Source organism: Palaeococcus sp. (in: euryarchaeotes) (genome assembly GCF_053987695.1).
In genome coordinates, this window is sequence record NZ_JBMXHE010000112.1 from 1 (window position 1) to 23,349 (window position 23,349).

The following is a 23,349-nucleotide window of genomic DNA, read 5'->3' on the forward strand; positions in this document are numbered from 1 at the left end:
GCATCTGGTTCCAATAAGACTCTTGGAGAATTGAAACTTTCTCTTTCGAGTTTATACGCTTTGCTGATACATTCAGTTCCAATAAGACTCTTGGAGAATTGAAACTGGGGGAGGCTTCAGATTATTTTTCTGGAATCCTTCTGAACCCCCTAAGTTACCCCCTTACTCAGCATTCCTTCAGAATCACTGGTAGAATTCAGGTTTCGTTCTGAGGGGTTATCCTGAGGGTTATTCTGTTCTTCTGGGGGGTTGCTGGAGTGGAGGGGAACTTGGGGAGCTCAGAAAGATGACAATGGGACACTCTCCCTGCATGTACAAACTAGAGAATAAATAACTTTAAAAGAGAGCATTCCAAGGAAGTATTAGGCGATGACGATTAGCAAGCAAACTGATTGGTGCTAATGATGACGTGAACACCCACCGAGCCTGTTTCTAAATATTTTTATTGGGCGGGAAGTACGCCTTCCGAAAGGAAGGGAATGAAAGCTCAAAACACTTAAATACATTCATTTGCCATTAAATAATGCTCGGTCACTCCTCCTTAGATTCTTCTTTAAAGAATGCTACACATGAATTTGGGCTGCAGAGCTTTGATTTTCCAAATACTTCAATCATTACATCTCCCCCATTGAGAACCTTCACCTTTACCTCATCATTTTTGATTTCCAAGCTCAGCAATGCTCCTCTAAAGAGGAATTTCAACCTCACGGATTTCCACATTTTTGGTAGCCTCGGAGAGATTTTTATGCTGCTGCCATCAGATTCTATGCCGCAGAAACCGCTAAAGAGAATCTGCCATAAGCCTCCAGCAGTCGCTAGATGAAAACCATCTTGGGTATTTCCGTAGAGATTGTGGAGATCTATGTATGCACATTTCATGAAATAATCATAGGCAAGATCTTCATAGCCTATCCAGGCTGCAGTTATCGCGTAGGTTGGCATTGAGAGAGATGAAGCATGGGTTGTTCTTAGGATGTAGTAGTCGAAGTTCTTTTTGATGCTGTTCATATCAAAGCGCTCTTTAAGGAGGTACTGCGTGGCTATAACATCGGCTTGCTTAATTAGTTGAGTTGCTTTCAAGTTCTCCTTTACCCTTCTTGGAAGCCTATTTTCTCCCAATCCTTTTGGATCGACCCTGTAATCCTCCAGATCAAAATATCCATCGAACTCTTCAAAGACCCCATTTATCTGCCGTGGGATATAAATGTTCTCGGCAATCTCGAGCCACTTTTCAGCTTCTTCCTGTGTTACATGGACCCTCTCCAAACTTTTAAGCCATTCACCTCCATTTTCTCTAGCCTTTCTGAAATATTTGAGTGCCAAGAGAAGATTGTATTTAGCCATCAAATTCGTGAAAAAGCTGTTGTTTACATGCTCGTGATATTCATCAGGCCCGATAACCCTCTCTATCACATAACCCTTCCCCTCTTTGTATTTCACCCTGCTGGCCCAGAACCTTGCGGTTTCAAAAATAACCTCTACACCATACTTGGACATGAATTCCTCATCACCCGTGAACCGGTAGTAGAGCTCCATGGCATATGCTACATCGGCAGTTATGTGGTGCTCTTCCTCCCCGGTATAGATTTCAACGAAGTCCTTCCCGAGCATATCGAGAGGAATTAGGCGAGGTGTTGCTTCATAGCCATCATCTGCCGATTCCCAGGGAAATTGAGCTCCTTCATAGCCATTCTGCTTTGCATTTTCCCTCGCTTGGTTTAGGTTGTTATAGCGATATTTTAGCATGTTCCGGGCTTTTTGGGGGAACACTGCCATAAAAAAGGGCAATGCATAGATATCCGTATCCCAGAAGACATGCCCTCTATATCCAAAACCGTGAATTCCCCTCGCCGTCAGGGAAATTTTATCATCGACTGGAGCGGATTGAATGAGGTGGAAGAGACTGAAATTTAACCCTTTCTCCGCTTTTTCGTTTCCCTCAATCTCTATTTTGGCAATCTTCCATATCTCCTTCCAGTGATCACTGTGCTCCTTAAGGAGCTTATCGAAACCTATTTCCTTAATCTCCAGAAGCTCCTTTACCGCATCCTCGTCCTCCGATGATGTTAGGACTATATATTTGACGAAGTGATATGTTCTATCCTTCTTAACGTTAATCGTTAAAATATCCCCTATGCCTTCATCGTTTTTGAAAAAACTGCGTTTAACATCCCCATGACTCACGAGGGAACTCGCAATCCCAATACGATATCTTCCATCCAGTGTCCGGACTTCTGCATGGATGCAATCCTCCAAAGCTTCGAGTTTTTCAACCTTAACATGCTTTATCAGAATCTCCTCTCTATAGGAGGGGTTGGCAACATCTGTTTTTATAGGGCTTATGATTGTTAGGATCCCATCTTCACTCGCCCTGATTGAAAATTTTAAGATGACCACATTTTTTCGCTTTCCATGAACAATTCTAACGCTCTCGTAATCCACCCTCGCACCGCTGTGCATTTCAAGAAGAAGGGAAGTTTTGAGGAGGGCATTCTCAATGTCAAGCTCTCTTTCATACTTCAAAATCTTCTGGGTACTCGGACTTACCGGTTCCCCGTTAAAAAAGGCTTGAATTCCAATTATTCTTGGAGCATTTACTATCTCCCTGTAAAAATATGGTGCGTAATCGTAAACTCCTGCTATGGTTGTCCCATAAATTGTCGGCTCAAGCTCCAGCTCCCCCCGTATTCCGATGTGGCCATTTCCAAGAGTTAGTATCGTACCGTATATGGACTCTTCCCGGGAATTGTATTTCTTAAAAGCGAACCTGTACTTCACTTCAAACCCCCCGTGATGTTATTAATGACATAATTTTCTCAAGATTCAACTCATCGAAGTCATTAAACACAAGGTCGGCATCCAGCTGTGCTTCCCTTAAATAGCCGAGAGTAAGCATACCAAGCTCTTTAGCTGCCTTAATACCTGCAGGCGCATCTTCAACCACTAGAAACACATCAATTTCTGGAAATCTTTTCTTTAACTCTTTCCTTGCCATTTTAAAAACAAGTTTTTTATTCGGTGCCAGACCGCTCACATTGACATCAAAAAGCGCACCCAGACTCTTTTTTTGCCCCATGTAAATGACATCAATTTGGGCGGCTAGCTTTGCCGCATTCTTGGATGCTGAAGCCAGTGCATGCTTAATCCCGGCTTCTTTTGCCTTTAGAAGAAAGTTTATGGCACCCTTGTTGATCCTGTATTCCTTTCTTCTAAACATCTCATTTACAATCTCATTTTTGAATTCTGCAAATTCATGGAGAAGCTCTTCCTTCTCTTCAGGGGTCCTGGCGAATTTGTCGTAAATTCCCTTCAATCGCAGTATATTGTCCGCCCCTTCATATCTCGGCTTTCCGGACACGTAACGAACATAGAAGTCGTGATCAAAATCCATTACTCCGTAGTGTTCTGCTGCTCTTCTCCATGCTTCTTCATGAGGCGTGAAAACCAAGACACCATCAAAGTCCCATATGATGGCAAACCTCATCCTCATCCCCCAGCTACTTTTCAAGTTTTTCTATCCTAATCTTCTGGGCTTCAATGTCCTCCACTTCAGCATCGAAACCTCCTACAGTCAATATTCCTTTCTCTGTTTCCAAAACAAAGTTGCTTATAATCCCCGATTTATTTATCGACCTTACTTTTCCTTCCATTTTTACAGGCAATCCTTCTTTTGTATCCTTTCCCTCTACGGTTACAATCGGAGTGTATCCGAGCTTTAAAAGTGCTTCAATTTCATTCAGCGCCATCGAAAATTCCATGAATGTTTTTGGGTAAATCTCGGGTTTTGGCTCCCAGCAGAGCACTTCTTTAGCTTTTATCCAGAGGTTGTTATGAATATTCAAAAGCCTGAGGAAGAGGTCTTTTTCGTGAACTATATAGCCGTAGATCTCCGTCCTGGGAATTGGGGACTTACTAACACTGAAGAATCTTCTTTTCGAGTACACTCCAACCGATAGGTCTGCAATTAGGAGGAGGAAATTTCCAAGCTCGGAGGTTCTTATTTTCACCCTATCCTTAAAAAGCTCAAACTCGTTGAACGTCTTTGTTTCGGGATAAACTAAGAGATAGAGGTTAACTCCCCTCTGAAGGGCGTTTAATAGATATGGTGTTACTTCCTTAAAAATGGAATAGGGAAGTTCCGCTCTAATCTCAACCTCCGCAGAATTTATTGTCTCGATCAAACCGGAAAGAACGCCATCCAGATTTCTGGCTATTGATATGTATGGGACTTCTTCTTCAGAGTTTATCCTCATTTTTTTAAGCTCCTCTTCAAGACTCTCCTTCAGAAGATCAAGCTTCATCTTCTGCACGTCTATGAGAGAAACGATATCGCTTGCAGTGTAGATCCTCGGTCTTCCACCAGAAGCCCGTACAAAACCTTTTCTAATAAGACTTTGAATTATATTATAGAGCTGAGGCTGATGAACGTCTAAAGACTCGAGCAACTCCTTAACGGTCGCGCCCTTTTTTATCCATATTGCAAGATAGACCTCTGCCTCTCTCTTGGTGAGTCCTAAATCCTGAAGTTTCTCTACGATGCCTACTGCAGGATTTTCCATACCTTCCCACCCACATCTTTATTCCGAATTTTTACTATTTAAATATTGTTATGACTAATAAAGAAAAGTTTATATAATATTATTATAGTATAAACCTGTGAAGAAACCTGTATGAGAGGTGTCATAGATGGGAAAGAAAACCCTCTATAGTTTGATTTTGGTTTCAGTCCTTTTGTTAGGGGTCGTGGCAGCTGGGTGCATAGGCGGTGGAGGAACCACAACATCACCATCCCCGACAACAACTACATCCACGGTTGTTAAGACCGAAACTCAAGTCCAAACCAAGACAACCACAGAGACGAAAGTTCAAGAGAAAGTTTTCGTGAGATTTGCAGGATGGAGTGCCGGCGAAACCGAGATGAAGAACTATCAAAAGATGATTGATGAATTTGAAAAGGAAAATCCAAACATTGGCATTAAGTATGAGGTCATCACACAGATGTTCCATGAGAATATCCTAGCTTCATTTGGTGCGGGCGTTGCACCTGATGTGTTCTATGTGGATAGTGCATGGGCCCCAATATTCATCGACAAAGGTGCATTGTATCCGATTTCAGACCTTGCCGACAAAAGCTTTATTGACAAGTTCTACCCATTCCTGCTCGAACCCTTCAAGAAGAATGGAAAGCTTTATGGTCTTCCAAAGGATTGGAGTATGCTTGCTTTGTTCTACAACAAGAAGCTCTTTGAGCAGGCAGGCATTACAAAGCCTCCCGAAACATGGGAGGAACTTGAACAGGATGCAAAGATAATAGCGGAAAAAACTGGAAAACCTGGTTTAGCCATATACCTAGGAGGTTTCAACAGATACGTCCCTGTGGCGGTGAGTAATGGTGCTCCAAAACCATGGTTTGAAAAACCTGAAGATGCATCATGGTTCGATAATCCTGTTGTAAAAGAAACCCTGACATGGTATATTAATCTCTACAAAGTTGGGAAGGTGGACATGGAAAACCAGGGAAAGAAGCCCTATGTGGTGCAACCCGGTGATGTTGGAGCCGGATGGCTCGGTGATGCCTTTGGAAAGCAGGAGGTTGCAATGGTTATAAGCGGAAACTGGATGATACCGTTCCTGGCTGACCAATTCCCCGACTTCAAATATGGCGAGGACTGGGATATAGCTCCGCTTCCTGCAGGAAAATCTGGAAGGGCGACGATGGCATACACTGTGATTCTGGGCATAAACGCAAAGTCAGGGCATCCAAAAGATGCATGGAAGTTTGTTGAATTTATATTGGGTCCCAAGGGGCAAAAGGATTTGGTAGTTAAAGCAGGTCAGACCCTGCCGAGCATGAAAGGATTTGAAAACGACCCCGACATGTGGCCACAGCACAAAAAGACGCTCTCATTTATGTCCCAGTATGACAATGTGATAATCTTCCTCTGGGGACCCAAATCTGGAACTCTGGAAGGAAAGTTCAGCGATGCCATGGCAGCAGCCATGAGAGGAGAAATGACTCCCGAAGAAGCCATACAAACCATGAAGGAAGTTGTCCAGCAAGAATTAAGTGGATGAGGTGATTCTATGCCTCTTTTTAAATTTTCCTCTTTTTATGAAAAAGCTAGGAATAAGGAGATTGTTGCCGGGCTTGTGCTGATATCCTTTGCGGTCATCCTCAACATGGTTTTCGGCTACTTTGCCATGATATTCGCCTTCTTCCTGAGCTTCTTCAAATGGGATTATATAGGTCAAATGCAGTTTGTTGGTTTGAAGAACTTTCAAATCGTGCTTAGAGATCTCTCGAGGGGTCTCCATGGTACCTCTTATATCCTTGCACCCTTCTACACCGGATTAAAGAACATCCTGATTTATACCGCAATTGTGGTGCCTGTTCAGACTTTTTTGGCTATAGTTTTGGCTTCCTTTGCGAATCAAAAAATTAAGGGTCAGCAGTTTTTTAAAGTTTCATATTTCCTTCCGGCAACAACTTCTGCCGTTATAGTTAGTTTGATATTCATCTGGCTCTTCATGAAGAATGGATTCATAAACTATGCCCTCGTTCATGTTATACCTGGCTTTCAGCCAATAGATTGGATAAACGATAGAAGATACCTCCTGCTGGCCATAGCGCTCGTGGCAATATGGGGGACGAGCGGACATTTCATGGTATCATTTTTGGCAGCAATGCAGGCTATTCCCAAGGAGATCTATGAAGCGGCGATGCTGGATGGTGCAGGTCCAATTAGGAGGTTCTTCTTCATTACAATACCCATGCTGAGACCCATGATAGTTTACGTCGTGGTTTTAGGACTAATAGGAGCACTGCAGATGTTTGATTTGGCATGGGTAATGGCAGGTGCAAATGGTGGTCCTGGAGGAGCGGGCTACACTGTAGCGCTAGATATTTATAATGAAGCCTTCACGCGCATACATCCCGGTGTCGCAGCAGCAAAGAGCTGGTTCCTCTTCGCGATAATATTCACGACCACATACCTATTTCAGAAGAAGTACGGGAGGGCGATTAGATGACCCCGAAAGAGAAGGAGAGGCTCATAAAAAGAATTTGGATTGTCATAACCTATGTCGTTCTAATAGGTTTTGCTCTGGTGTATTTAATGCCTTTTATAAGATCGCTGGTGGCTTCGTTCATGACATGGGCACAGGCGTCCCAATATCCACCAAAATGGATTCCAAGCCCTTTCACACTGGAAAATTATGAAAAGCTCTTCAGATTGGAGCTCTTTCCAAAATGGGTTCGAAATACGGCGCTTTACTCTGGCATAATAGTTGCGGGAAACATATTATTCTCCAGCATGGCGGGATATGCCTTTGCTCGCCTGAGATTTCCAGGTAGAGATGTTATATTCTCCGCACTGCTCTCCCTTTTGATGATACCAATGTTCGTTACGCTAGTCCCAAATTATATCATAATATACAAGCTCGGACTCATCGATAACATCTTAGGGCTTTCACTGCTCGGACTGGTCAATGTTTCAAGTATATTCCTGATGAGGCAGTACTTCATGTCCCTCTCCAATGAGATATTCGAAGCCGCCCGTCTAGATGGCTGTGGCCCAATAAAATCATTCTTCTACATTGCCCTGCCACTTGCAAAGCCCGCTCTGGGTGCTGTTGCAGTTTATCAATTCCTGGGCTCTTGGAACGCATTTATAGGTCCCCTAATCTTCCTGAGAACTCCCGAACATTTCACACTCCCCGTGGGATTGAGTTTTGCATTCCAAAGAGCCATGTGGACGGAGTATACCCCTATAATAGCGGGTTCTCTTGTTGCCTCTGCCCCCACAATATTGCTCTTCCTTATACTCAATAAATATTTGATAAGAGGTATAGTTATCACGGGAGGGAAGGGATAATGGCAAGGGTTTTGCTTAAAAACGTTACAAAGAAGTTTGAAGATGTTATCGCCGTTAACAAGCTCAATCTTGAGATCAAAGACGGCGAGTTTATGGTGCTTCTCGGCCCAAGTGGATGCGGAAAATCAACCACCCTGAGAATGATAGCGGGTCTTGAAACTCCAACCGAAGGTGAAATATGGATAGGAGAGCAGATAGTCAATGAAATAGACCCTACAAAGAGAAATACCGCTATGGTCTTTCAAAGCTACGCCCTCTATCCCCACATGACGGTTTTCGGCAATATTGAGTTTCCATTGAGGATGTCAAATGTTCCAAAGCAGGAAAGGATTAAAAAGGTTAAGGAGGTTGCCGAGTTCCTCGGAATTGCCGAGCTCCTTAATAGGAAGCCCAGTGAACTGAGCGGCGGTCAGCAGCAGCGCGTGGCGCTGGCGAGGGCTCTTGTCAGGGAACCACAGGTGTTTCTTTTGGATGAGCCCCTCTCAAACCTCGATGCAAAGATTAGAACCCAAATGCGCTTTGAGCTCAAAAAACTATTGAGTTATGATCTTGGAATAACAACGATTTACGTGACACATGACCAGGTAGAGGCAATGACAATGGCGGATAGAATAGCCGTAATGAACAAGGGGCAGCTTCAGCAGGTTGGCACTCCCGATGAGATATTCTACAGACCCTCAAACACCTTCGTGGCAACCTTCGTTGGAAGTCCTCCCATGAATCTCATTGAAGGGGATGTATTGAAGGATGAGAAAGGGGTCTTCTTTGACAGCGGACACTTCATATTGGAGCTTCCCGGGGATGTTGACGCTGAAGGCAAAGTCATACTTGGATTCAGGCCCCAGCACACCGAAGTCAGCATAGAAGCAAGAGGAGGGTTTGTTAAAGGAAAGCTTTTGGGTATTGAAAAACTCGGAGTGGAAAGCTACGGGCATCTAGTTTATGAAGACTTGGAGCTCATAATCAAACTGCCTGAAAACATACGACCCAGCATGGGAGAGATATACTGGAGACCGAGGCACGACAGAATGTACATCTTTGACGGAAAGGCCAGGAATTTAATCTACGGTTAGGAGGGAATCGTTTGAAAAAAACTCTTGTGTTCATACCCTTCTCTCTGTTTTTTATTGCAGGATTCTTGGCATCCGGGCTTGATTTTGATTGCAGTCCTCCGCTTGAAGGATACACACGGGTTTCTGATGAACCTATTATTTCACCGGGTGATTTTCCCTTTGAAGCTAAAGCAACGTTCAATCCAGCAGCAGTTGTGGTTAATGATACCGTTTACCTATTCTACAGGGCGCAGGATAAAAATTTTAAATCCTACATCGCCCTTGCAACGAGTAGAGATGGTATACACTTCAAAAAGCATCCAGCTCCTGTAATATCCCCCACCCTTCCGGAGGAGAAAATGGGATGCGAAGACCCAAGGATTGTGAGGATCAATGACACTTTTTATATGACGTATACCGCATTTGATGGCTCGACAGCGAGACTTGCAATAGCATCAAGCCGGGATTTAATACATTGGGAGAAACATGGCATGCTCTTCCCCGAATGGCCATGGACAAAGAGCGGTGCAATACTTCCGGTTAGAATAAATGGAAGCTATGTTATGTTTTTTGGTGACTGGAAGATATGGATTGCATACAGCGATGATCTCATAAACTGGAGTGCTGATTGGAAAAATCCCGTATTTGAGGCTAGGATGAAAATGTTCGATGAGCGCCTTGTGGAGCCCGGGCCTCCCCCCATATTAACAGATAAAGGGATTTTGCTCTTTTATAACGGAGCAAGCTGGAAGGAAGGATATGCTATTGGGTGGGTCCTTTTGGATCCCTCAAACCCTTACAGAGTTATTGCAAGATCCAAAAAGCCAATACTCAAACCCGAACTCCTCTGGGAGAAAGTTGGAAACGTTCCCAACGTCGTTTTTGGGGAAGCATTGATAAAATATCATGGAAAGTGGATCATGTATTACGGTGCTGCAGATAAGTATATAGGAGCCATCACGGCACCTGCATGCCGGGTTAAGCTCTATGGGAGGGAGATTCATAATAAATGGATTGAAAAAGTTTTCCAGTGGTTTCAGAGCTGAGATTGCTCCACGATGAACGTCTCAAGAATTAAAAGATCAAGTTTAGCTCTTCTAAAGCTTCTCAAAGCATCCAGAGGAGAGCAAACTATCGGCTCACCATGCATATTAAAGCTCGTATTAAGCACCATAGGAACCCCGGTATTCTTCTCGAAGTGCTCGATAACCTCGTGGTACCTTGCGTTATCCTCCTCGGTTAAAGTTTGGGGTCTTGTTGTTCCATCAACATGGACAACAGCGGGAGCTTCCCTCTTCATATTCTCCCTAGCTCTGTAGCTCATTGTCATGAACTTGTTTGGATAAGGATCTTCCAAATATTCTTCAAGTTTCCTCTCAAGAATCGAAGGTGCGAAGGGCTGGAATACATCTCTGTTTAATGCCAAATTGAGCCTTTCAACAACTTCCCTATTCCTAGGATCCGCTAAAATTGACCGGTTTCCAAGGGCTCTTGGCCCATATTCCATCCTCCCCTGAAAGAACCCTATTATTTTTCCTTCGCTCAGAGAATCAGCTATAAATCCCTCAATATCCCGTCTTTCTTCATACCGTAGTCCCTCATGCCTTAAAAAATCTTCAATCTCATCTCTAGAATAAGCCGGGCCCAGATATACATGCTTCATTTTAAAGGGCTTCCAGTTGCCTTCAAGACGCTCTAATTGAGCCTTTGCATAAAGGGCAGCTCCCATTGCAAGCCCCGAATCATCCATAGCTGGAAAAACCCATAAATTAGGAAAGGATTTTCTCAAAATGGCATTTGCTTTAACGTTTTGAGCGACGCCTCCTGCATATGCGAGGGGGAGACCGTACTTCGTGAGCTTTATCCCGAGTTCTTCAATCAAATTTTCCAGGTGTTTTTGGGCTGAAGCAGCTATTTCAACTGCTTTTCTTTGAAGTTTCCCTCTCTTCATTGAATGTGCTATCTCTTTTGCCCTCTCAAAAGGGTATCCAAAAAGCTCTGCAAGCCTCTTCGTGGCTTCAATTCCAACCAGTTTAAGCTTGTTATCAAAACTCAGTCCGTTGAGCTCTATTATATTGCTTAGATCGTAGCTCGGCTTTCCATATGCCGCCAAGCTCATAACCTTCCCCTCGTGACGCATGGGCTTGAATCCCAAGAGCTCTGTAATTGACGCGTAAAAGTCTCCTAAGGAGTCCAAATATGTGCTCTGGGCAATTCTAATCATTTCCCCATCTCTTGCCACATAGATGGAGGAACTCAAGCCATCTCCCGCGGCATCGATGCTTAAGGCGATTGCCTCCCGCCATCCACTCGTATAATATGCCGAGGAAGCGTGAGCCAGATGATGCTCAACATAGAGAACTCTGCTCTTAAAATTCTTCCCAAAGATTTTTTCAAGATTTTTCTCAAGTTCCAGAAGACGTGAGTGTTTTCTAAAAATACCGGCAATTGCTATAATTTTAACATCCTCAGGCTCAGCTCCGGCCATCTCGAGAACTTTCTTCAAGCTCAGCGAGGGAAATCCCCTAAACTTTTTTATCCTATTCAAGCGTTCTTCATTAACCGCATAAATTTGTCCACCATCAATAAGCACAGCTCCCGCATCATGTCCATCGTGAATCCCCACTATCATGGTCTCAGATTGATGGGATGAGTTTAAAAAGTTCTCCCTCTAATTTAATCCGGTGATGGTATGATAATTTTGGATAATCACTTTCATGTTGACCCATTCAAAGGGATTTTCCTCGAAGCCGTGAAGCAATTTCATAGAGCAGGAGGAACTCATTTAAATGTTATTTACAAGAGTGCCCACGATTACGGCTTTGAAGGAATGAAAGCGGAGGACTTCATTAAAGCTATGGACTTCCACATAAAGCTTGTCGAAAAGATAAATAAAGAAACTGAAGTTAGAGCGTTCGCCATTGTCGGCGTCCACCCAGCAGAGTTCGTGTATTTAGCCGAGAAAAAAGGCCTTGAATATGCAAAATGTGAGGTCATGAAAGCTCTTGAATATGCCCAGAGACTCTGCCTAGAACAAAAAGCCATAGCAATTGGAGAGATTGGAAGACCCCACTATGAAGTTAGTAAGGAAGTATGGGAAGCCAGCATAGATCTAATGAAATATGGCATGGCACTTGCAAAGGAAGCGGACTGTGCTGTCCAGCTGCACACGGAGAGCTTCAACGAGGAAAAGTTTAGGGAGCTAGGCAATATTGTGAAAGAAGTTGGAATAAAGCCCTACCGTGTAGTCAAACATTTTTCACCGCCGCTCGTCAAGATAGCCGAGGAGGTGGGAGTTTTTCCATCCATAATAGCGAGCAAAAGTACAATAAAAGAGGCTATCTCCCAGGGCAATCGCTTTTTAATGGAAACGGACTACATCGATGATAAGAGAAGACCCGGAGCGGTTCTCGGCCCAAAAACCGTCCCAAAGAGAACGAAAGCATTTTTACAAATGGGCATCTTCACAGAGGAAGACGTTCATAAAATTCACATAGAGAACCCGAAAAAAGTGTATGGAGTGGAGCTGGAGGAATAACGGCACTGTTAGGATGAGGAGAAACTTTAGGATAAAGCCTGTAAAAGAGGTTAAAACCACCCCTTTGTCAAGTTGTGGTTATCCTGACAGTATGGGAATAACCCTCACAATATTTTTAAGGTCATATGTGTAAGAATATTTGGGTGAATGTAAGATGGTAACTGTAAAAGTCTCCTCGAAGGGGCAGCTTGTCTTACCAAAGTCAATCCGTGAGAGGTTTGGAATTGAACCCGGCGATGAAGTTGAGATAATTGAGATGGGTAATGAGCTTATTTTAGTGCCCATAAAGAAAGGAACCAAGCTCAGAGGGCTGGTAACGTTTGATAAATCAATTAAAGAGATTCTGGATGAAGCGAGGAAAGAGGAAGCAGAACTGGAGGCTAAAAAATGAGAATTGTCCTGGACAGCTATGCAATTCTCGCTTACCTGGCCGACGAAAAGGGTGCAGAAAAAGTGGAAAAATACCTGGAGAGAGCACGTGAAGGGAGCGTCAGTCTCTATATGAGCACGGTTAATCTCGGGGAAGTTTACTATATTTTAACCCGCAGAAAAGGGGTGGAGGTAGCTGATTTTGTAGTGGCGCTCCTTAAGAGGGAGCCAGTTAAATTTGTGGCTGTTGATGAGCGGATAGCTCTTTTGGCCGGGAGGATAAAAGCATTCCATAAGCTGAGTTATGCCGATGCTTTTGCGGTGGCGACAGCGGTAGATTTGAACGCCAAACTGCTGACCGGAGATGAGGAATTCAGGAGCGTCAAAGAAAAAGTGGAGATAGAATGGCTCTAGAGGCCATCCCTTTTTGAGCTCAATCTTCAAAACTTTTCGCTCTTCTAAGTTAATCTTCATGAACATCTCCTTTGTGCAAAAAAGAGCTTTAAAAAGTTCTAGCTTTTTGAAAATAACTCCTCTCTTTCATCCACAGGATGAGCATCGTATCCCAACCCCCGTAAAATCCTTGCAAATTCTTCCGCATAGCCGTAGACCGTGAAAATCACCTCAGGCTTGACATTCTCCACAATTCTCATCAGCTCCCAGAAATCTGCATGATTGCTAAGCTTTAAGGAGCCAAAACCCGAAACAAAGAGCTCAGAACGATGTAAACCATTTTCAGGCTTCACACTCGTAAAGCCTCTCAAAACCACCTCTCCATCCCTATCGATATTGTAGAAATCAATCCCAAACTTTTCATAAACTCTGGCAACTTTAATAATCTCACGCGAAGCTTTAACGGCATAACCGTGCACATCGAGGATCTTAAGAATCTCCTGTGCCTTTCCCATTTGATTGGCATATAGAGTGGGCGTCTTTCTCCTATCCAAAGCCTCTTCGATAAACGCGATTAACTTCTTCTCAGCCTCCTTAGGTGATGGAAAGCTGAAATGAGGAACCCCAAATGTAGCTTCGATTACTAAAACATCGGCTTTTTTAAATCGACTTTTTTCAGCGGTGCGAAGCTTAAACCATTTTACATCTCCGGTATATAGAAGAGAAAACTCATCAAATTCGATGTAGATTTGAGCAGAGCCGAGCATGTGCCCCGCAGGAAGGAGTCTTGCTCTGTAATCTCCAATGTAAAATCTTTTCCCAAAGGGATAAACCTTATAGAAGCCACCCTTTCGGAGGTGGCTCAAAAACTTTGTAGCTTTCGTGGATACAATCATGTCCCCACTAACGAAGTGATCCGTATGCGCATGACTCTGAAAGGCTACCCTCGCCGATGAATCCAGCCCTATTTTCTTTACAAGTACCACTAAACCTCAACCTCTAAATCATCATTTTCCAGAACTATTTCACCATTTTGGAGCATAGAGATGCTCAAAGCTCTTATTTCAACTCCTTTCTCTCTTGCTTCTCTCAAGAGTCTTGCTATCTCAGCATCACCTTCTTCGTAGGGCTTGAACTTTTCAACACCCGGAAGGGCTCCTATGAAAAAAATCATGGATTTATTTCCTTCTTCTTTTAACTTTATAAGCTCCTTTATATGCTTCCGTCCCCTAGCACTTGGACAGTCGGGATACATAGCATAATTGCCCTCTCGGAGAACAGCACTCTTCATTTCAGCATAAATCTCCGTATCTGGACACTTAAAGATGTAATCGAGACGGGAGTTTCCAATTTTAACCTCCTTCTTTTTGATTGAACATCCTTCAAGCCACGAAATTAAGCCTAGTTCTATAGCTTTTTCAAATGCTTTAGTCTGTGTTCTAGTATCAATTATTGCTATCCTCCCATTTTTTTCAAGAAATCCCAGCAGAACAAATTCCGTCTTTCCTCCGCTCTTCGGAATACAAAAAGCCCTTCTACCCTCAATCATGAACTCTTCCAGACGGCCCGTGTTTGTTATCAAAGCCTTTTTAATATCACCGTTTATATCAACTAACCCTACAAATCGGTTGAGCCGTTTGAGGAAAGTGCATTCCAAGATTTCAAGCTTTAATATGCTCTTCACATCAATCCCCTCTCTAGCTCCACCTAAAACTTTAAATATCCCTCGCCCAACATTAAGATGGATATCTAAACGATTGAGGTGGTTGAAATGGTGGACTACGAACTTTTGAAGAAAATTGTCGAGGCACCAGGTGTCTCTGGATATGAGTTTTTAGGAGTTAAAGATGTCGTTATAGCAGCATTTAAGGATTATGTTGACGAAATAAAGGTTGACAAGCTCGGAAACGTGATAGCTCACAAAAAAGGCGATGGTCCAAAGGTAATGCTCGCAGCACACATGGATCAAATAGGTCTTATGGTAACTCACATCGAAAAGAACGGCTTTTTAAGGGTTGCACCCGTCGGTGGCGTTGACCCCAGAACATTAATAGCCCAACGCTTTAAGGTCTGGATTGGAAAGAACAAATACATCTACGGTGTTGGCGGATCTGTCCCACCACATATTCAGAAACCGGAGGAGAGAAGTAAGGCTCCAACTTGGGATCAGGTTTTCATTGACATTGGCGCCGAGAGCAAGGAAGAAGCCGAAGAGATGGGAGCTAAGATCGGAACCATAATCACATGGGATGGAAAGCTTGAGCGCCTTGGGAAACACCGTCTTGTTAGTATAGCCTTCGATGATAGAATAGCAATTTATACATTAGTTGAAGCGGCTAGAAAGCTCAAAGATACTAACGCTGATATCTATTTCGTGGCAACGGTTCAAGAGGAGGTTGGATTGAGGGGAGCAAAGGTTTCCGCTTTTGGAATTGAGCCCGATTATGGCTTTGCGATTGATGTTACCATTGCGGCTGATGTTCCTGGAACTCCAGAGCACAAGCATGTTACCCAGCTGGGAAAGGGAACTGCAATAAAGATAATGGATCGCTCGGTTATATGCCATCCCACAATTGTCAGGTGGATGGAAGAGCTTGCCAAGAAATATGAAATCCCCTATCAATGGGATATTCTCCTCGGGGGAGGAACAGATGCGGGAGCGATTCATTTGAACAAGAGTGGTGTTCCAACCGGAGCTATTAGCGTTCCATCCAGGTACATACACTCAAATGCGGAAGTTGTCGATGAAAGGGACGTCGATGCGGGCGTTGAGCTCATGGTGAAGGTCTTGGAGCACATAAATGAGCTTCAGATTTAGACTTGGATTCGGACTTAGATTTTAAATTTAAAATTTTAATTTTAAATTTTTAATTTAATCTTCTTTTTCTTCAAGCTCTCTTTCAAACTTTCTGGCTGCGTACATGGCGTATAATGCCCCAAATGCCACCCCTCCAAGAAGAGCAGGTATCTTTGATGGTAGCGGTAAGCCCCTGTGCCACCTGTAGAGGAGGTAGTTTTGATATATGAAGAGATATGAGAGCCACGCTATGAGTAGGGTGATTATGCTTTCCTCTATGGTTCTAAGAGTTCTGTCGTCCATTCCAATCCCCAACTCTCTAGGGCAAATCCAATTATAAACCTTTTTACAACGGTCAGCAGCATGACAAGATTTATAAGCTGAAGTTTACATTCACCTTTTGATGCCCCGGTGGCCTAGTCTGGATAGGGCGCAAGGCTGCGGACCTTGAGATCCGGGGTTCGAATCCCCGCCGGGGCGCCAAAATGAGCGTGAGTAATTCGTTTCTACCTCCTTTTTCCGCTTAGATATGCATCGAAAGATATTAAAAGGTCGGAGCCGATTAAAAAGCAGGTGATTAAAATGGCAGAAGAGGTTTTCCAGAACGAAACGATTAAGGAAATATTAAGCCACTACCGGAAGATTTGGGCACTTGGACACGCCCAGAGCGTTTTGGGATGGGATATGGAGGTTAACATGCCCAAAGAGGGCATAATGGAGCGCTCCGTTGCCCAGGGAGAGCTCTCCGTTTTAAGTCAGAGCTTCATGCTCGAACCCAGGTTTGTTGAGCTCATAGAGAGAGCAGGTGGGGAAGAACTCAATGAATATGAAAGCGGTGTCGTTAGGGTTTTAAACAGAAGCCTGAAGATAGCAAGGGCTTTTCCTCCCGAATTTGTCAGGGAAATGAGTGAGGTAAGCAGCAGGGCAACGGCAGCATGGACTGAAGCCAAGGCTAAAAATGACTACTCCCTCTTTGAGCCGTGGCTCGACAAAAACATCGAGCTCGCAAGGAAAGCCGCGGATTATCTCGGTTACGAGGAGTATCCTTATGATGCTCTTCTAGATCTCTTCGAAGAGGGACTGACAACAAGGGACGTGGATAAAATCTTTGAGAAGCTTGAGAAGGAGTTGAAGCCCCTCCTCGATAAAATCCTCAATGAAGGAAAAGTTCCAAAGGAGCACCCTCTTGAAAAGGAAAAATACGACCAAAAGGCAATGGAGAAAGTGAACCTCGAAATTCTTAAACTCTTTGGATACCCTCTTGGACAGCGTGCCAGGTTGGATGTCTCGGCTCATCCATTCACAACAGAGTTTGGGATAAGAGATGTGAGAATTACCACAAGATACGAAGGATTTGACTTCAGGAGAAGCATTTTGAGCACCGTCCATGAGTTTGGACACGCCCTCTACGAGCTCCAGCAGGACGAGAGGTTTATGTTCTCACCCATAGCCGGTGGTGTGAGCCTTGGAATCCATGAGAGCCAGAGTCGCTTCTGGGAGAACATTATAGGGAGGAGTATGGAATTTGCGGAGCTCATCTATCCAATTCTAAAGGAGAATCTCCCGTTCATAAGGGAATACACACCGGAGGATATCTACTGGTACTTTAACCTCGTGAGGCCGGACTTCATAAGAACAGAGGCGGATGTTGTTACGTATAACCTCCACATACTCCTTAGATACAAGCTCGAAAGGATGATGATAAATGAAGGTGTTGGAGCAAAAGACCTTCCGGAATTCTGGAATGACGAAATGGAAAACTTGCTCGGCATAAGACCAAAGACCTATCAGGAGGGCATCCTTCAAGACATTCACTGGTCACATGGAACCATAGGATACTTCCCGACCTATACAATAGGAACGCTCCTCTCCACCCAGATAGCATCATACATGGAGAAGGAAATAAACATAGGGGAAAAGGTCAGAAATGGGGAATTTGATGAGATTAAAGCATGGTTAAAGGAGAAAGTGCACAAATACGGCTCGATTTATCCACCAAAGGAGCTCTTAAAGAGGAGTTTTGGCGAGGGGATAAACCCCGATTACTTCATAAGGTGGGTGAAGGATAGATATCTCTGACCTTTCTTTTTAACTTTTCAGAAGAGCCACCTCTCGTAAGCCCTGGATAATTTTCCAGAATGTCTTCAAAAGAAGTTCGAAAATAAAGTAAACCAGATGGGTCAATTTCTATCCTACCGTTGATCCTCGTGATTAGTTGTTCTCCTTCGAGATAATACTTAAATATGATGCATGCATTCAATACATTGGTGGTTCCATGGTAAAGACTATCACAATCTCGGACGACGTTTACAACGAGCTCGTCCGGATTAAGGGGAAAAAATCCTTCAGTGAGCTGTTTAGGGAGCTTTTAAGAGAGAGAAAAGGGAACGCAGGGGCATTGAGACGTATCTACGGGATTTTGAGCGAGGAGGAATACGTTGAGGCTAAGAAAAGGCTCAAAGAGCTTGAGGAGGCGTTCGAGGAATGGGGGCAGTCATTGATACGAACGTGATAATAGAGATCGCCCGAGGAAACAAGGCCATCCTAAACGAAGTGCTTTCCATAGACAAGACTTTCTATGTAACTGCCATAACGAAGTTCGAGGTTTTGGTGGGATTCCCTAGGAAGGAAGAGCTCGTCTGGTTGAACTCTCTGATTGAACTCCCCTTCGACGGGAAATCTGCCGAGATAGCCGCTTACCTTAATAAGAAACTGCGTGAAAAAGGAAAGCCGATGCCTCTGAGAGACCTCTTCATAGGCGCCATAGCACTGGCAAACGATCTTCCTTTGGTGACCCTAGATAGCGACTTTGGCGCCCTGGGGGAGTTTGGTCTTGATGTGAAACTTTTGAAATAACCGTTCACCCGATGGGCTCCACCTCTATCGCCACAACTCCATACTTCTTCTCTCTTTCTTCGCTGTAGAATTGCCTGTATATTTGAACTCCTTCCTCAATGTTTTTAACCCCCGGGAGAACGTTCTCTATTCCCTCTTTCTTCAGCATCTCCTTGAAGGATGAGTAAACGCGAAGGGCTTTAACCTTCGCTCTCAATTTTCCCTCAAAAATTATGATGTCTCCCTCTTTTATCCTCCTCCGCTTCTCGTCATACAGACGCCCCTCAATTCTCTTCTTGCCCTCTTTTATGAGCCTGAGGTATTCCTCCTGGAGACCCATCTCCCACTCCATCCCATCACCTCAGAGGAGATATCTTATCAGTGTTGGTGAAATCTTTAGAAGTTTTGCAAGGAGCTTTGGATGCTTCAAAAGGGCTTTGATTGTTTTTGCATGTTCATCAAAATCTGCAGTCTGCTCGATGACTTCTACAGCTTCCCTACTTCCAAGTATCTCAAATATATCTTCGATTTTTTCCTGATTCAGATTTCTAAAGAGTTTTCTTGCTCTAAGACCAAAAGCGATTTCCCTTTTAATGTCCTTGCAGATGTTCTCATAGAGCTTTAAATTGTCCTGTTTTATTGCATAAGCCAAACCATGGGCGCAGAACATCCCGTAGGCTATTCCGCCTGCCGTTAAGGGCTTCAGCTGAAGGGCGGCATCACCAACGAGCGCAACATTCCCCTTTACCCATGGTTTCCTGACACCGATGCCAACACTTCCAGCTTTAAACTCAACGGCACTGCTCTCCTTGAGCATCCTCATCTTCATGAAGGCATAAAGAGAATCAAGCTTCCCTATAGTTCCCACCCTTGCTAAACCTTCATCTATGGGAGCAACCCAGAAAAAGAAGTCTTTATTGAGTTCTTTATTCACCCAAACCTCTACAAACTCTTTCCTCTCAAAATTCCCTACGACTTCCATTTCAAAGCCGGGTAAAAACTCCCCTTTAGTCCTCGCACCAATTTCCTTTGCAACTCTGCTGGACACACCATCGGCACCAACATAGAACTTAGCCTCAACCTCAAAAAGTTCGCCATGTTTTTGAAGGAGTGCTCGCCCATTCTTGAATCCCATAAATCGAGTTTCCAGTGAATATTCAGCACCTTTTTTTATGGCTTCCCTTGCGAGTTCTTTTTCCAAGATCTTCCTGTCCACCAGATAAGCCTGGGGAGTTTTGCGCTCTATCTCAAAGCTCTGTATTTTCGAGTAGAATCTTGCTCCTCTAAATGAGTTGATTACGGCCTTCTTGGGAAGTCCGAGTTTTTCATAGCTTTCGGCACCTATTATCCCCGTACATGCCTTCCCACCAAAAGAGCCCTTTTGTTCGATCACAAAAACCTTAAGTCTGCTAGCTAGAAGGCTTGCTAGGTAGTTACCAACAGGACCGGCTCCTATAATCATCACATCATACATAGCCACACCACCAACATATTAAAGCCTCTCAATTAACCTAATAAATGTTTGCGGAGGTGATGGAATGAAGGTTCTAATTACAGGCTTTGAGCCTTTTGGAGAAGAAAAAATAAACCCATCATGGGAAGCCGTAAAAATGCTTCCTGAAGAGATTGAAGGTGCAAGAATCGTTAAGAAACAGCTCCCTGTAAGCTTTAAAAGAGTTAGGAGGTTATTACCCGAACTTATAGATAATACAAAGCCGGATTTAGTGATCCTAACGGGACAGGCTGGGGGGAGATTTAACATTACCGTGGAGCGAGTTGCAATAAATGTTATGGACTCCATGAAGGGAGATAATGATGGATATGCACCTGAGGATGAGCTCATATTTAATGGACCGGCAGCCTATTTTGCGACCATTCCAATAAGAAGGATCGTAAAAACCCTTAGAGAGGAGAAGATACCTGCAACGATTTCCAACAGTGCGGGCACCTATGTCTGCAACACTGCAATGTATACCGCACTCCACCACATATCATCACAAGGGTTAAAAGCCAAAGCGGGATTTATCCATGTTCCATACATTCCAGAACAGGTTCTTGACAAGACGAAACCCTCAATGTCCCTGGATATGATTAAAAGAGGTATACAGCTGGCAGTTAGAGAAAGTCTAAAATCTCTTTGAGCCTTCTTATATATTCTCCGATTTCCTCGGCTCCCTTTTCCGTTATCTCCACCATGGTTCTTGGTCTATCAGCGAAAACTTTCATCTCCCTTACGTATCCTGCTCTCTCAAGCGTTTTCAGGTGTGAATCGAGGTTTCCAGGTGTCAGCTCCAGAGCTTCCTGAAGCTCTTTGAATAGGGCTCTTCCCCGGGGGAGCAGGTAAATCATTATACCCAGCCTTATTGGATTCCCCAGCACACTGTTCCTCAGTCCCTTCAAGTTTTCCATGATTTCCATGAAATCACCCTATCGCTTTAAAAGCCGAATAAAGGTACCACATAATGGTAACCGTGAATCCAAGAGCAACCACAAATCCCGCCCATACCATGGCACCTGTACTCATTCCCCATGCAAAAGGTATTCCTAGGGCAGGTATTAGAAAAGCTGGAACCATCTCCCTTTCAATCCCGCCATATCTTGCAAAGACCAGCCACATTCCAAATATAGATACCGTTATAAAGCTCAGAAAGCCAACTGCCATTCTGGCACCCTCGCTAGCCGCTATGGATGTGGAAGGTATTAAAATCCATCCCAGGGTTGCACCAAATATCCACGAGACAAATATTAAAATGCTCCCGAACTTGGATACCTCTCCTTTCTTTCCACTGGCTCTCATAAGTGCTGCAAGCCTTTGCCATATCTTTCCCGTGAACCAGAATGCCCCACCAAATCCAGCCATCCAATATAGGGCTATTCCCCATCCCGGGAGCTCAAAGATTCCCATAAGCACGTAAAAGAGCAGCATGACGTTCATCCAGACCACGAAGTTCATTGCCCCATACATCTTCCCGGCTGCCAGTATCTTTGCCTCAACCTTCTCAAGAACTTCTTTAAGTTCTCTAACTTCTTCCATGATATCACCAATGAAAAATTGTACCTTAAAATATTTAAATGAGGGAATTTCTCTGAAATTCAGACTATCCCGTGGCACCCTTTAGGGCATCCTTGCAGCTGCAACGCCTTTCTTTGGGAATATACTCGACAGCTTTCATGAGTAAAAGCTTGATTTCCTCGCTCTTCTTTGCCATGAGTTCCACAACTTCCGTATGCGTTAACTTTTGGGGGCTTATCCCGGCGGCGAAGTTTGTAACTATAGCCACGCTTGAGTAGCACATCTCAAGCTCCCTTGCGAGTATCGCTTCGGGAACCTGAGTCATTCCCACGACGTCAGCACCGAGAATCTTAAGCGCTCTAATTTCTGCTCTCGTCTCAAATCTTGGGCCATCCATACATGCATAGGTTCCCATGGGATGATATTTAAACTTGAGCTCGTTTGCAGCCCTAATCAAAGCGTTTCTAAGCTCGGGACAATAGGGATCTGTGAAGTCCACATGGGCAACGAATTTCTTTTCGTGAGGTGAATCTTCACCATCGTAGAATGTCTTGGGTCTTCCACTCGTAAAGTCCATGAGCTGGTTCAAAATTACAAAATCTCCGGGCTTCATTGCCTCGTTTAGAGAGCCCACCGCAGAGGTTGATAAAATCCTCTCCACTCCAAGCTCTTTAAGTCCCCATATATTTGCCCTGTAGTTGATCTTGTGAGGAGGAACACTGTGCTTTTCCCCATGCCTCGCGAGAAATGCTATTTCTTCCCCTTTGTACTCCCCTATCTTGACTTTTATTTTCCCGTAGGGGGTTTTGACGTCCTCTTCTCTAATGTTCTCCAAGAGCTTTGGATCATAAACCCCTGAACCACCTATTATGGCTATTCTCACCATGCTATCACCTAAAATAGGTTGTCATGGAAGGATTTAAACCTACCCCTCCGAATGCTTAGGGGGCTCAGAATAACACCAGAAAAGAAACAGAAAACACCCCCAGCTGGGAGTATTGTTCCGATTTCCTGCTGTCATCCCCCAGAACTCCCCAAGTTCCCCTCCACTCCAGCAATCCTACAGAGGAACTGGAAGTTCCCAGAAACTCTTCAGGGTGAAATCTGAGTTCTAACAGCAATCTGAAGGAATTCTGAATACGGGGGTAACTTAGGGGGGTTCAGAATAACACCAGAAAAGAAACAGAAAACACCCCCAGAAAGGCAAGGTTTTTATGAGATGATGTTCAAGAATGTTATGAAAAATTCGATGGTGATTGGAATGATTCACGCATCTAAAAGAGCCATGGGTATTGAGTATGCCATCAGAGATGTTGTTCTGCCTGCAAGGGAGCTCGAAAAGAAGGGAATAAAACTGATCAAGCTCAACATAGGCGACCCGGTTAAATTTGACTTCGATGCCCCAGAGCACATGAAAAAGGCATACTGTGAAGCTATTATGGAAGGCCACAACTATTACGGCGATAGTGAAGGTGATA

General features: G+C 44.0%; 25 protein-coding genes, 1 tRNA gene and 1 pseudogene. 15 read left to right on the forward strand and 12 right to left on the reverse strand.

The window, feature by feature from the left end; genetic code table 11:
- Window positions 1-531: 531 nt before the first annotated feature.
- The 3 genes from ACXJGZ_RS08665 to ACXJGZ_RS08675 are packed head-to-tail and all read right to left on the reverse strand — an operon-like array spanning window position 532 to window position 4,559.
- Complete coding sequence (locus ACXJGZ_RS08665) at window positions 532-2,778, reverse strand: glycoside hydrolase family 65 protein (RefSeq protein WP_456399067.1); 2,247 nt, start codon at window positions 2,776-2,778, stop codon at window positions 532-534.
- A gap of 1 nt (window position 2,779) precedes the next feature.
- On the reverse strand, window positions 2,780-3,490 hold the full coding sequence (locus tag ACXJGZ_RS08670; RefSeq protein ID WP_456399068.1) for an HAD family hydrolase: 711 nt from the start codon (window positions 3,488-3,490) through the stop codon (window positions 2,780-2,782).
- Window positions 3,491-3,497: 7 nt separating this feature from the next.
- Window positions 3,498-4,559 (reverse strand): TrmB family transcriptional regulator, encoded by a 1,062-nt coding sequence (locus ACXJGZ_RS08675; protein WP_293257245.1) that lies wholly within the window; start codon window positions 4,557-4,559, stop codon window positions 3,498-3,500.
- A 127-nt stretch (window positions 4,560-4,686) separates the two neighbouring features.
- On the opposite strand from ACXJGZ_RS08675, the gene ACXJGZ_RS08680 reads away from it, so the two are divergent.
- Genes ACXJGZ_RS08680 through ACXJGZ_RS08700 form a run of 5 tightly spaced genes read left to right on the forward strand, consistent with a single transcriptional unit; the run spans window position 4,687 to window position 9,972 of the window.
- On the forward strand, window positions 4,687-6,075 hold the full coding sequence (locus ACXJGZ_RS08680; RefSeq protein WP_456399069.1) for an ABC transporter substrate-binding protein: 1,389 nt from the start codon (window positions 4,687-4,689) through the stop codon (window positions 6,073-6,075).
- A 9-nt stretch (window positions 6,076-6,084) separates the two neighbouring features.
- The gene (locus tag ACXJGZ_RS08685) at window positions 6,085-7,029 is read left to right on the forward strand and encodes a carbohydrate ABC transporter permease (protein WP_456320963.1); all 945 of its coding nucleotides are present in this window, start codon (window positions 6,085-6,087) and stop codon (window positions 7,027-7,029) included.
- Window positions 7,026-7,874, forward strand: a complete 849-nt coding sequence (locus ACXJGZ_RS08690) for a carbohydrate ABC transporter permease (RefSeq protein ID WP_293257254.1) — start codon at window positions 7,026-7,028, stop codon at window positions 7,872-7,874. Before ACXJGZ_RS08685 ends, ACXJGZ_RS08690 begins: the two co-directional genes overlap by 4 nt.
- A complete protein-coding gene (locus ACXJGZ_RS08695; protein WP_293257257.1) occupies window positions 7,874-8,947 on the forward strand; it encodes an ABC transporter ATP-binding protein in 1,074 nt (357 codons plus the stop codon). The genes ACXJGZ_RS08690 and ACXJGZ_RS08695 overlap by 1 nt, the downstream gene beginning before the upstream one ends.
- A gap of 11 nt (window positions 8,948-8,958) precedes the next feature.
- A complete protein-coding gene (locus ACXJGZ_RS08700) occupies window positions 8,959-9,972 on the forward strand; it encodes a glycoside hydrolase family 130 protein (protein ID WP_456399070.1) in 1,014 nt (337 codons plus the stop codon).
- Here the strand turns inward: ACXJGZ_RS08700 and ACXJGZ_RS08705 are convergent.
- Window positions 9,963-11,558, reverse strand: a complete 1,596-nt coding sequence (locus tag ACXJGZ_RS08705) for a carbamoyltransferase family protein (RefSeq protein ID WP_456320960.1) — start codon at window positions 11,556-11,558, stop codon at window positions 9,963-9,965. The genes ACXJGZ_RS08700 and ACXJGZ_RS08705 overlap by 10 nt on opposite strands.
- 60 nt (window positions 11,559-11,618) lie before the next feature.
- Here ACXJGZ_RS08705 and ACXJGZ_RS08710 point away from each other — a divergent pair, with 60 nt between their 5' ends.
- The 3 genes from ACXJGZ_RS08710 (at window position 11,619) to ACXJGZ_RS08720 (ending at window position 13,247) form a co-directional block, all read left to right on the forward strand.
- Complete coding sequence (locus tag ACXJGZ_RS08710; protein WP_456399071.1) at window positions 11,619-12,464, forward strand: TatD family hydrolase; 846 nt, start codon at window positions 11,619-11,621, stop codon at window positions 12,462-12,464.
- Window positions 12,465-12,618: 154 nt separating this feature from the next.
- Window positions 12,619-12,855 carry an AbrB/MazE/SpoVT family DNA-binding domain-containing protein gene (locus ACXJGZ_RS08715; RefSeq protein ID WP_456320958.1) on the forward strand — a complete coding sequence of 79 codons (237 nt, stop codon included), beginning with the start codon at window positions 12,619-12,621 and terminating at the stop codon, window positions 12,853-12,855.
- Window positions 12,852-13,247, forward strand: a complete 396-nt coding sequence (locus ACXJGZ_RS08720; RefSeq protein WP_456320957.1) for a type II toxin-antitoxin system VapC family toxin — start codon at window positions 12,852-12,854, stop codon at window positions 13,245-13,247. Before ACXJGZ_RS08715 ends, ACXJGZ_RS08720 begins: the two co-directional genes overlap by 4 nt.
- Before the next feature lie 98 nt (window positions 13,248-13,345).
- On the opposite strand, the gene ACXJGZ_RS08725 is transcribed toward ACXJGZ_RS08720, so the two are convergent.
- Both ACXJGZ_RS08725 and sfsA read right to left on the reverse strand, forming a co-directional pair.
- Window positions 13,346-14,212, reverse strand: coding sequence for an MBL fold metallo-hydrolase (locus tag ACXJGZ_RS08725; RefSeq protein ID WP_456399072.1), 867 nt, complete (start codon window positions 14,210-14,212; stop codon window positions 13,346-13,348).
- Entirely contained in the window at window positions 14,212-14,910 is a 699-nt protein-coding gene (sfsA, locus tag ACXJGZ_RS08730) for a DNA/RNA nuclease SfsA (RefSeq protein ID WP_456326042.1), read from the reverse strand. The genes ACXJGZ_RS08725 and sfsA overlap by 1 nt, the downstream gene beginning before the upstream one ends.
- Before the next feature lie 87 nt (window positions 14,911-14,997).
- Between sfsA and ACXJGZ_RS08735 the strand changes: the two genes are divergently transcribed.
- Complete coding sequence (locus tag ACXJGZ_RS08735) at window positions 14,998-16,044, forward strand: M42 family metallopeptidase (RefSeq protein ID WP_456320954.1); 1,047 nt, start codon at window positions 14,998-15,000, stop codon at window positions 16,042-16,044.
- Window positions 16,045-16,098: 54 nt separating this feature from the next.
- On the opposite strand, the gene ACXJGZ_RS08740 is transcribed toward ACXJGZ_RS08735, so the two are convergent.
- Window positions 16,099-16,338, reverse strand: coding sequence for a hypothetical protein (locus tag ACXJGZ_RS08740; RefSeq protein ID WP_456399073.1), 240 nt, complete (start codon window positions 16,336-16,338; stop codon window positions 16,099-16,101).
- A gap of 90 nt (window positions 16,339-16,428) precedes the next feature.
- Here ACXJGZ_RS08740 and ACXJGZ_RS08745 point away from each other — a divergent pair.
- The 4 genes from ACXJGZ_RS08745 (at window position 16,429) to ACXJGZ_RS08760 (ending at window position 18,879) form a co-directional block, all read left to right on the forward strand.
- Window positions 16,429-16,506, forward strand: a tRNA-Arg gene (locus tag ACXJGZ_RS08745).
- Between the two features lie 99 nt (window positions 16,507-16,605).
- Complete coding sequence (locus ACXJGZ_RS08750; protein ID WP_456326040.1) at window positions 16,606-18,102, forward strand: carboxypeptidase M32; 1,497 nt, start codon at window positions 16,606-16,608, stop codon at window positions 18,100-18,102.
- A gap of 196 nt (window positions 18,103-18,298) precedes the next feature.
- Entirely contained in the window at window positions 18,299-18,535 is a 237-nt protein-coding gene (locus ACXJGZ_RS08755) for an antitoxin VapB family protein (RefSeq protein WP_293254388.1), read from the forward strand.
- Complete coding sequence (locus tag ACXJGZ_RS08760; RefSeq protein WP_293254391.1) at window positions 18,508-18,879, forward strand: type II toxin-antitoxin system VapC family toxin; 372 nt, start codon at window positions 18,508-18,510, stop codon at window positions 18,877-18,879. The genes ACXJGZ_RS08755 and ACXJGZ_RS08760 overlap by 28 nt, the downstream gene beginning before the upstream one ends.
- Before the next feature lie 4 nt (window positions 18,880-18,883).
- Here the strand turns inward: ACXJGZ_RS08760 and ACXJGZ_RS08765 are convergent, their stop codons facing one another.
- Together ACXJGZ_RS08765 and ACXJGZ_RS08770 are read right to left on the reverse strand one after the other, a co-directional pair.
- Window positions 18,884-19,210 carry an ASCH domain-containing protein gene (locus ACXJGZ_RS08765; protein WP_293254394.1) on the reverse strand — a complete coding sequence of 109 codons (327 nt, stop codon included), beginning with the start codon at window positions 19,208-19,210 and terminating at the stop codon, window positions 18,884-18,886.
- A 9-nt stretch (window positions 19,211-19,219) separates the two neighbouring features.
- Window positions 19,220-20,332, reverse strand: a complete 1,113-nt coding sequence (locus ACXJGZ_RS08770; protein ID WP_456320951.1) for a geranylgeranyl reductase family protein — start codon at window positions 20,330-20,332, stop codon at window positions 19,220-19,222.
- Window positions 20,333-20,396: 64 nt separating this feature from the next.
- Here ACXJGZ_RS08770 and pcp point away from each other — a divergent pair, with 64 nt between their 5' ends.
- Window positions 20,397-20,999 (forward strand): pyroglutamyl-peptidase I, encoded by a 603-nt coding sequence (gene pcp, locus ACXJGZ_RS08775; protein ID WP_456399074.1) that lies wholly within the window; start codon window positions 20,397-20,399, stop codon window positions 20,997-20,999.
- Here the strand turns inward: pcp and ACXJGZ_RS08780 are convergent.
- The 3 genes from ACXJGZ_RS08780 to mtnP all read right to left on the reverse strand — a co-directional run bounded on the left by ACXJGZ_RS08780 (window position 20,974) and on the right by mtnP (window position 22,757).
- Entirely contained in the window at window positions 20,974-21,267 is a 294-nt protein-coding gene (locus tag ACXJGZ_RS08780) for a transcriptional regulator (RefSeq protein WP_293254409.1), read from the reverse strand. The genes pcp and ACXJGZ_RS08780 overlap by 26 nt on opposite strands.
- A gap of 13 nt (window positions 21,268-21,280) precedes the next feature.
- Window positions 21,281-21,892 carry a hypothetical protein gene (locus ACXJGZ_RS08785; protein ID WP_456320949.1) on the reverse strand — a complete coding sequence of 204 codons (612 nt, stop codon included), beginning with the start codon at window positions 21,890-21,892 and terminating at the stop codon, window positions 21,281-21,283.
- Between the two features lie 64 nt (window positions 21,893-21,956).
- Entirely contained in the window at window positions 21,957-22,757 is an 801-nt protein-coding gene (gene mtnP / locus ACXJGZ_RS08790; RefSeq protein WP_456399075.1) for an S-methyl-5'-thioadenosine phosphorylase, read from the reverse strand.
- Between the two features lie 375 nt (window positions 22,758-23,132).
- On the opposite strand from mtnP, the pseudogene ACXJGZ_RS08795 reads away from it, so the two are divergent.
- Window positions 23,133-23,349, forward strand: a pseudogene (locus ACXJGZ_RS08795) (alanine aminotransferase); the annotation flags it as partial.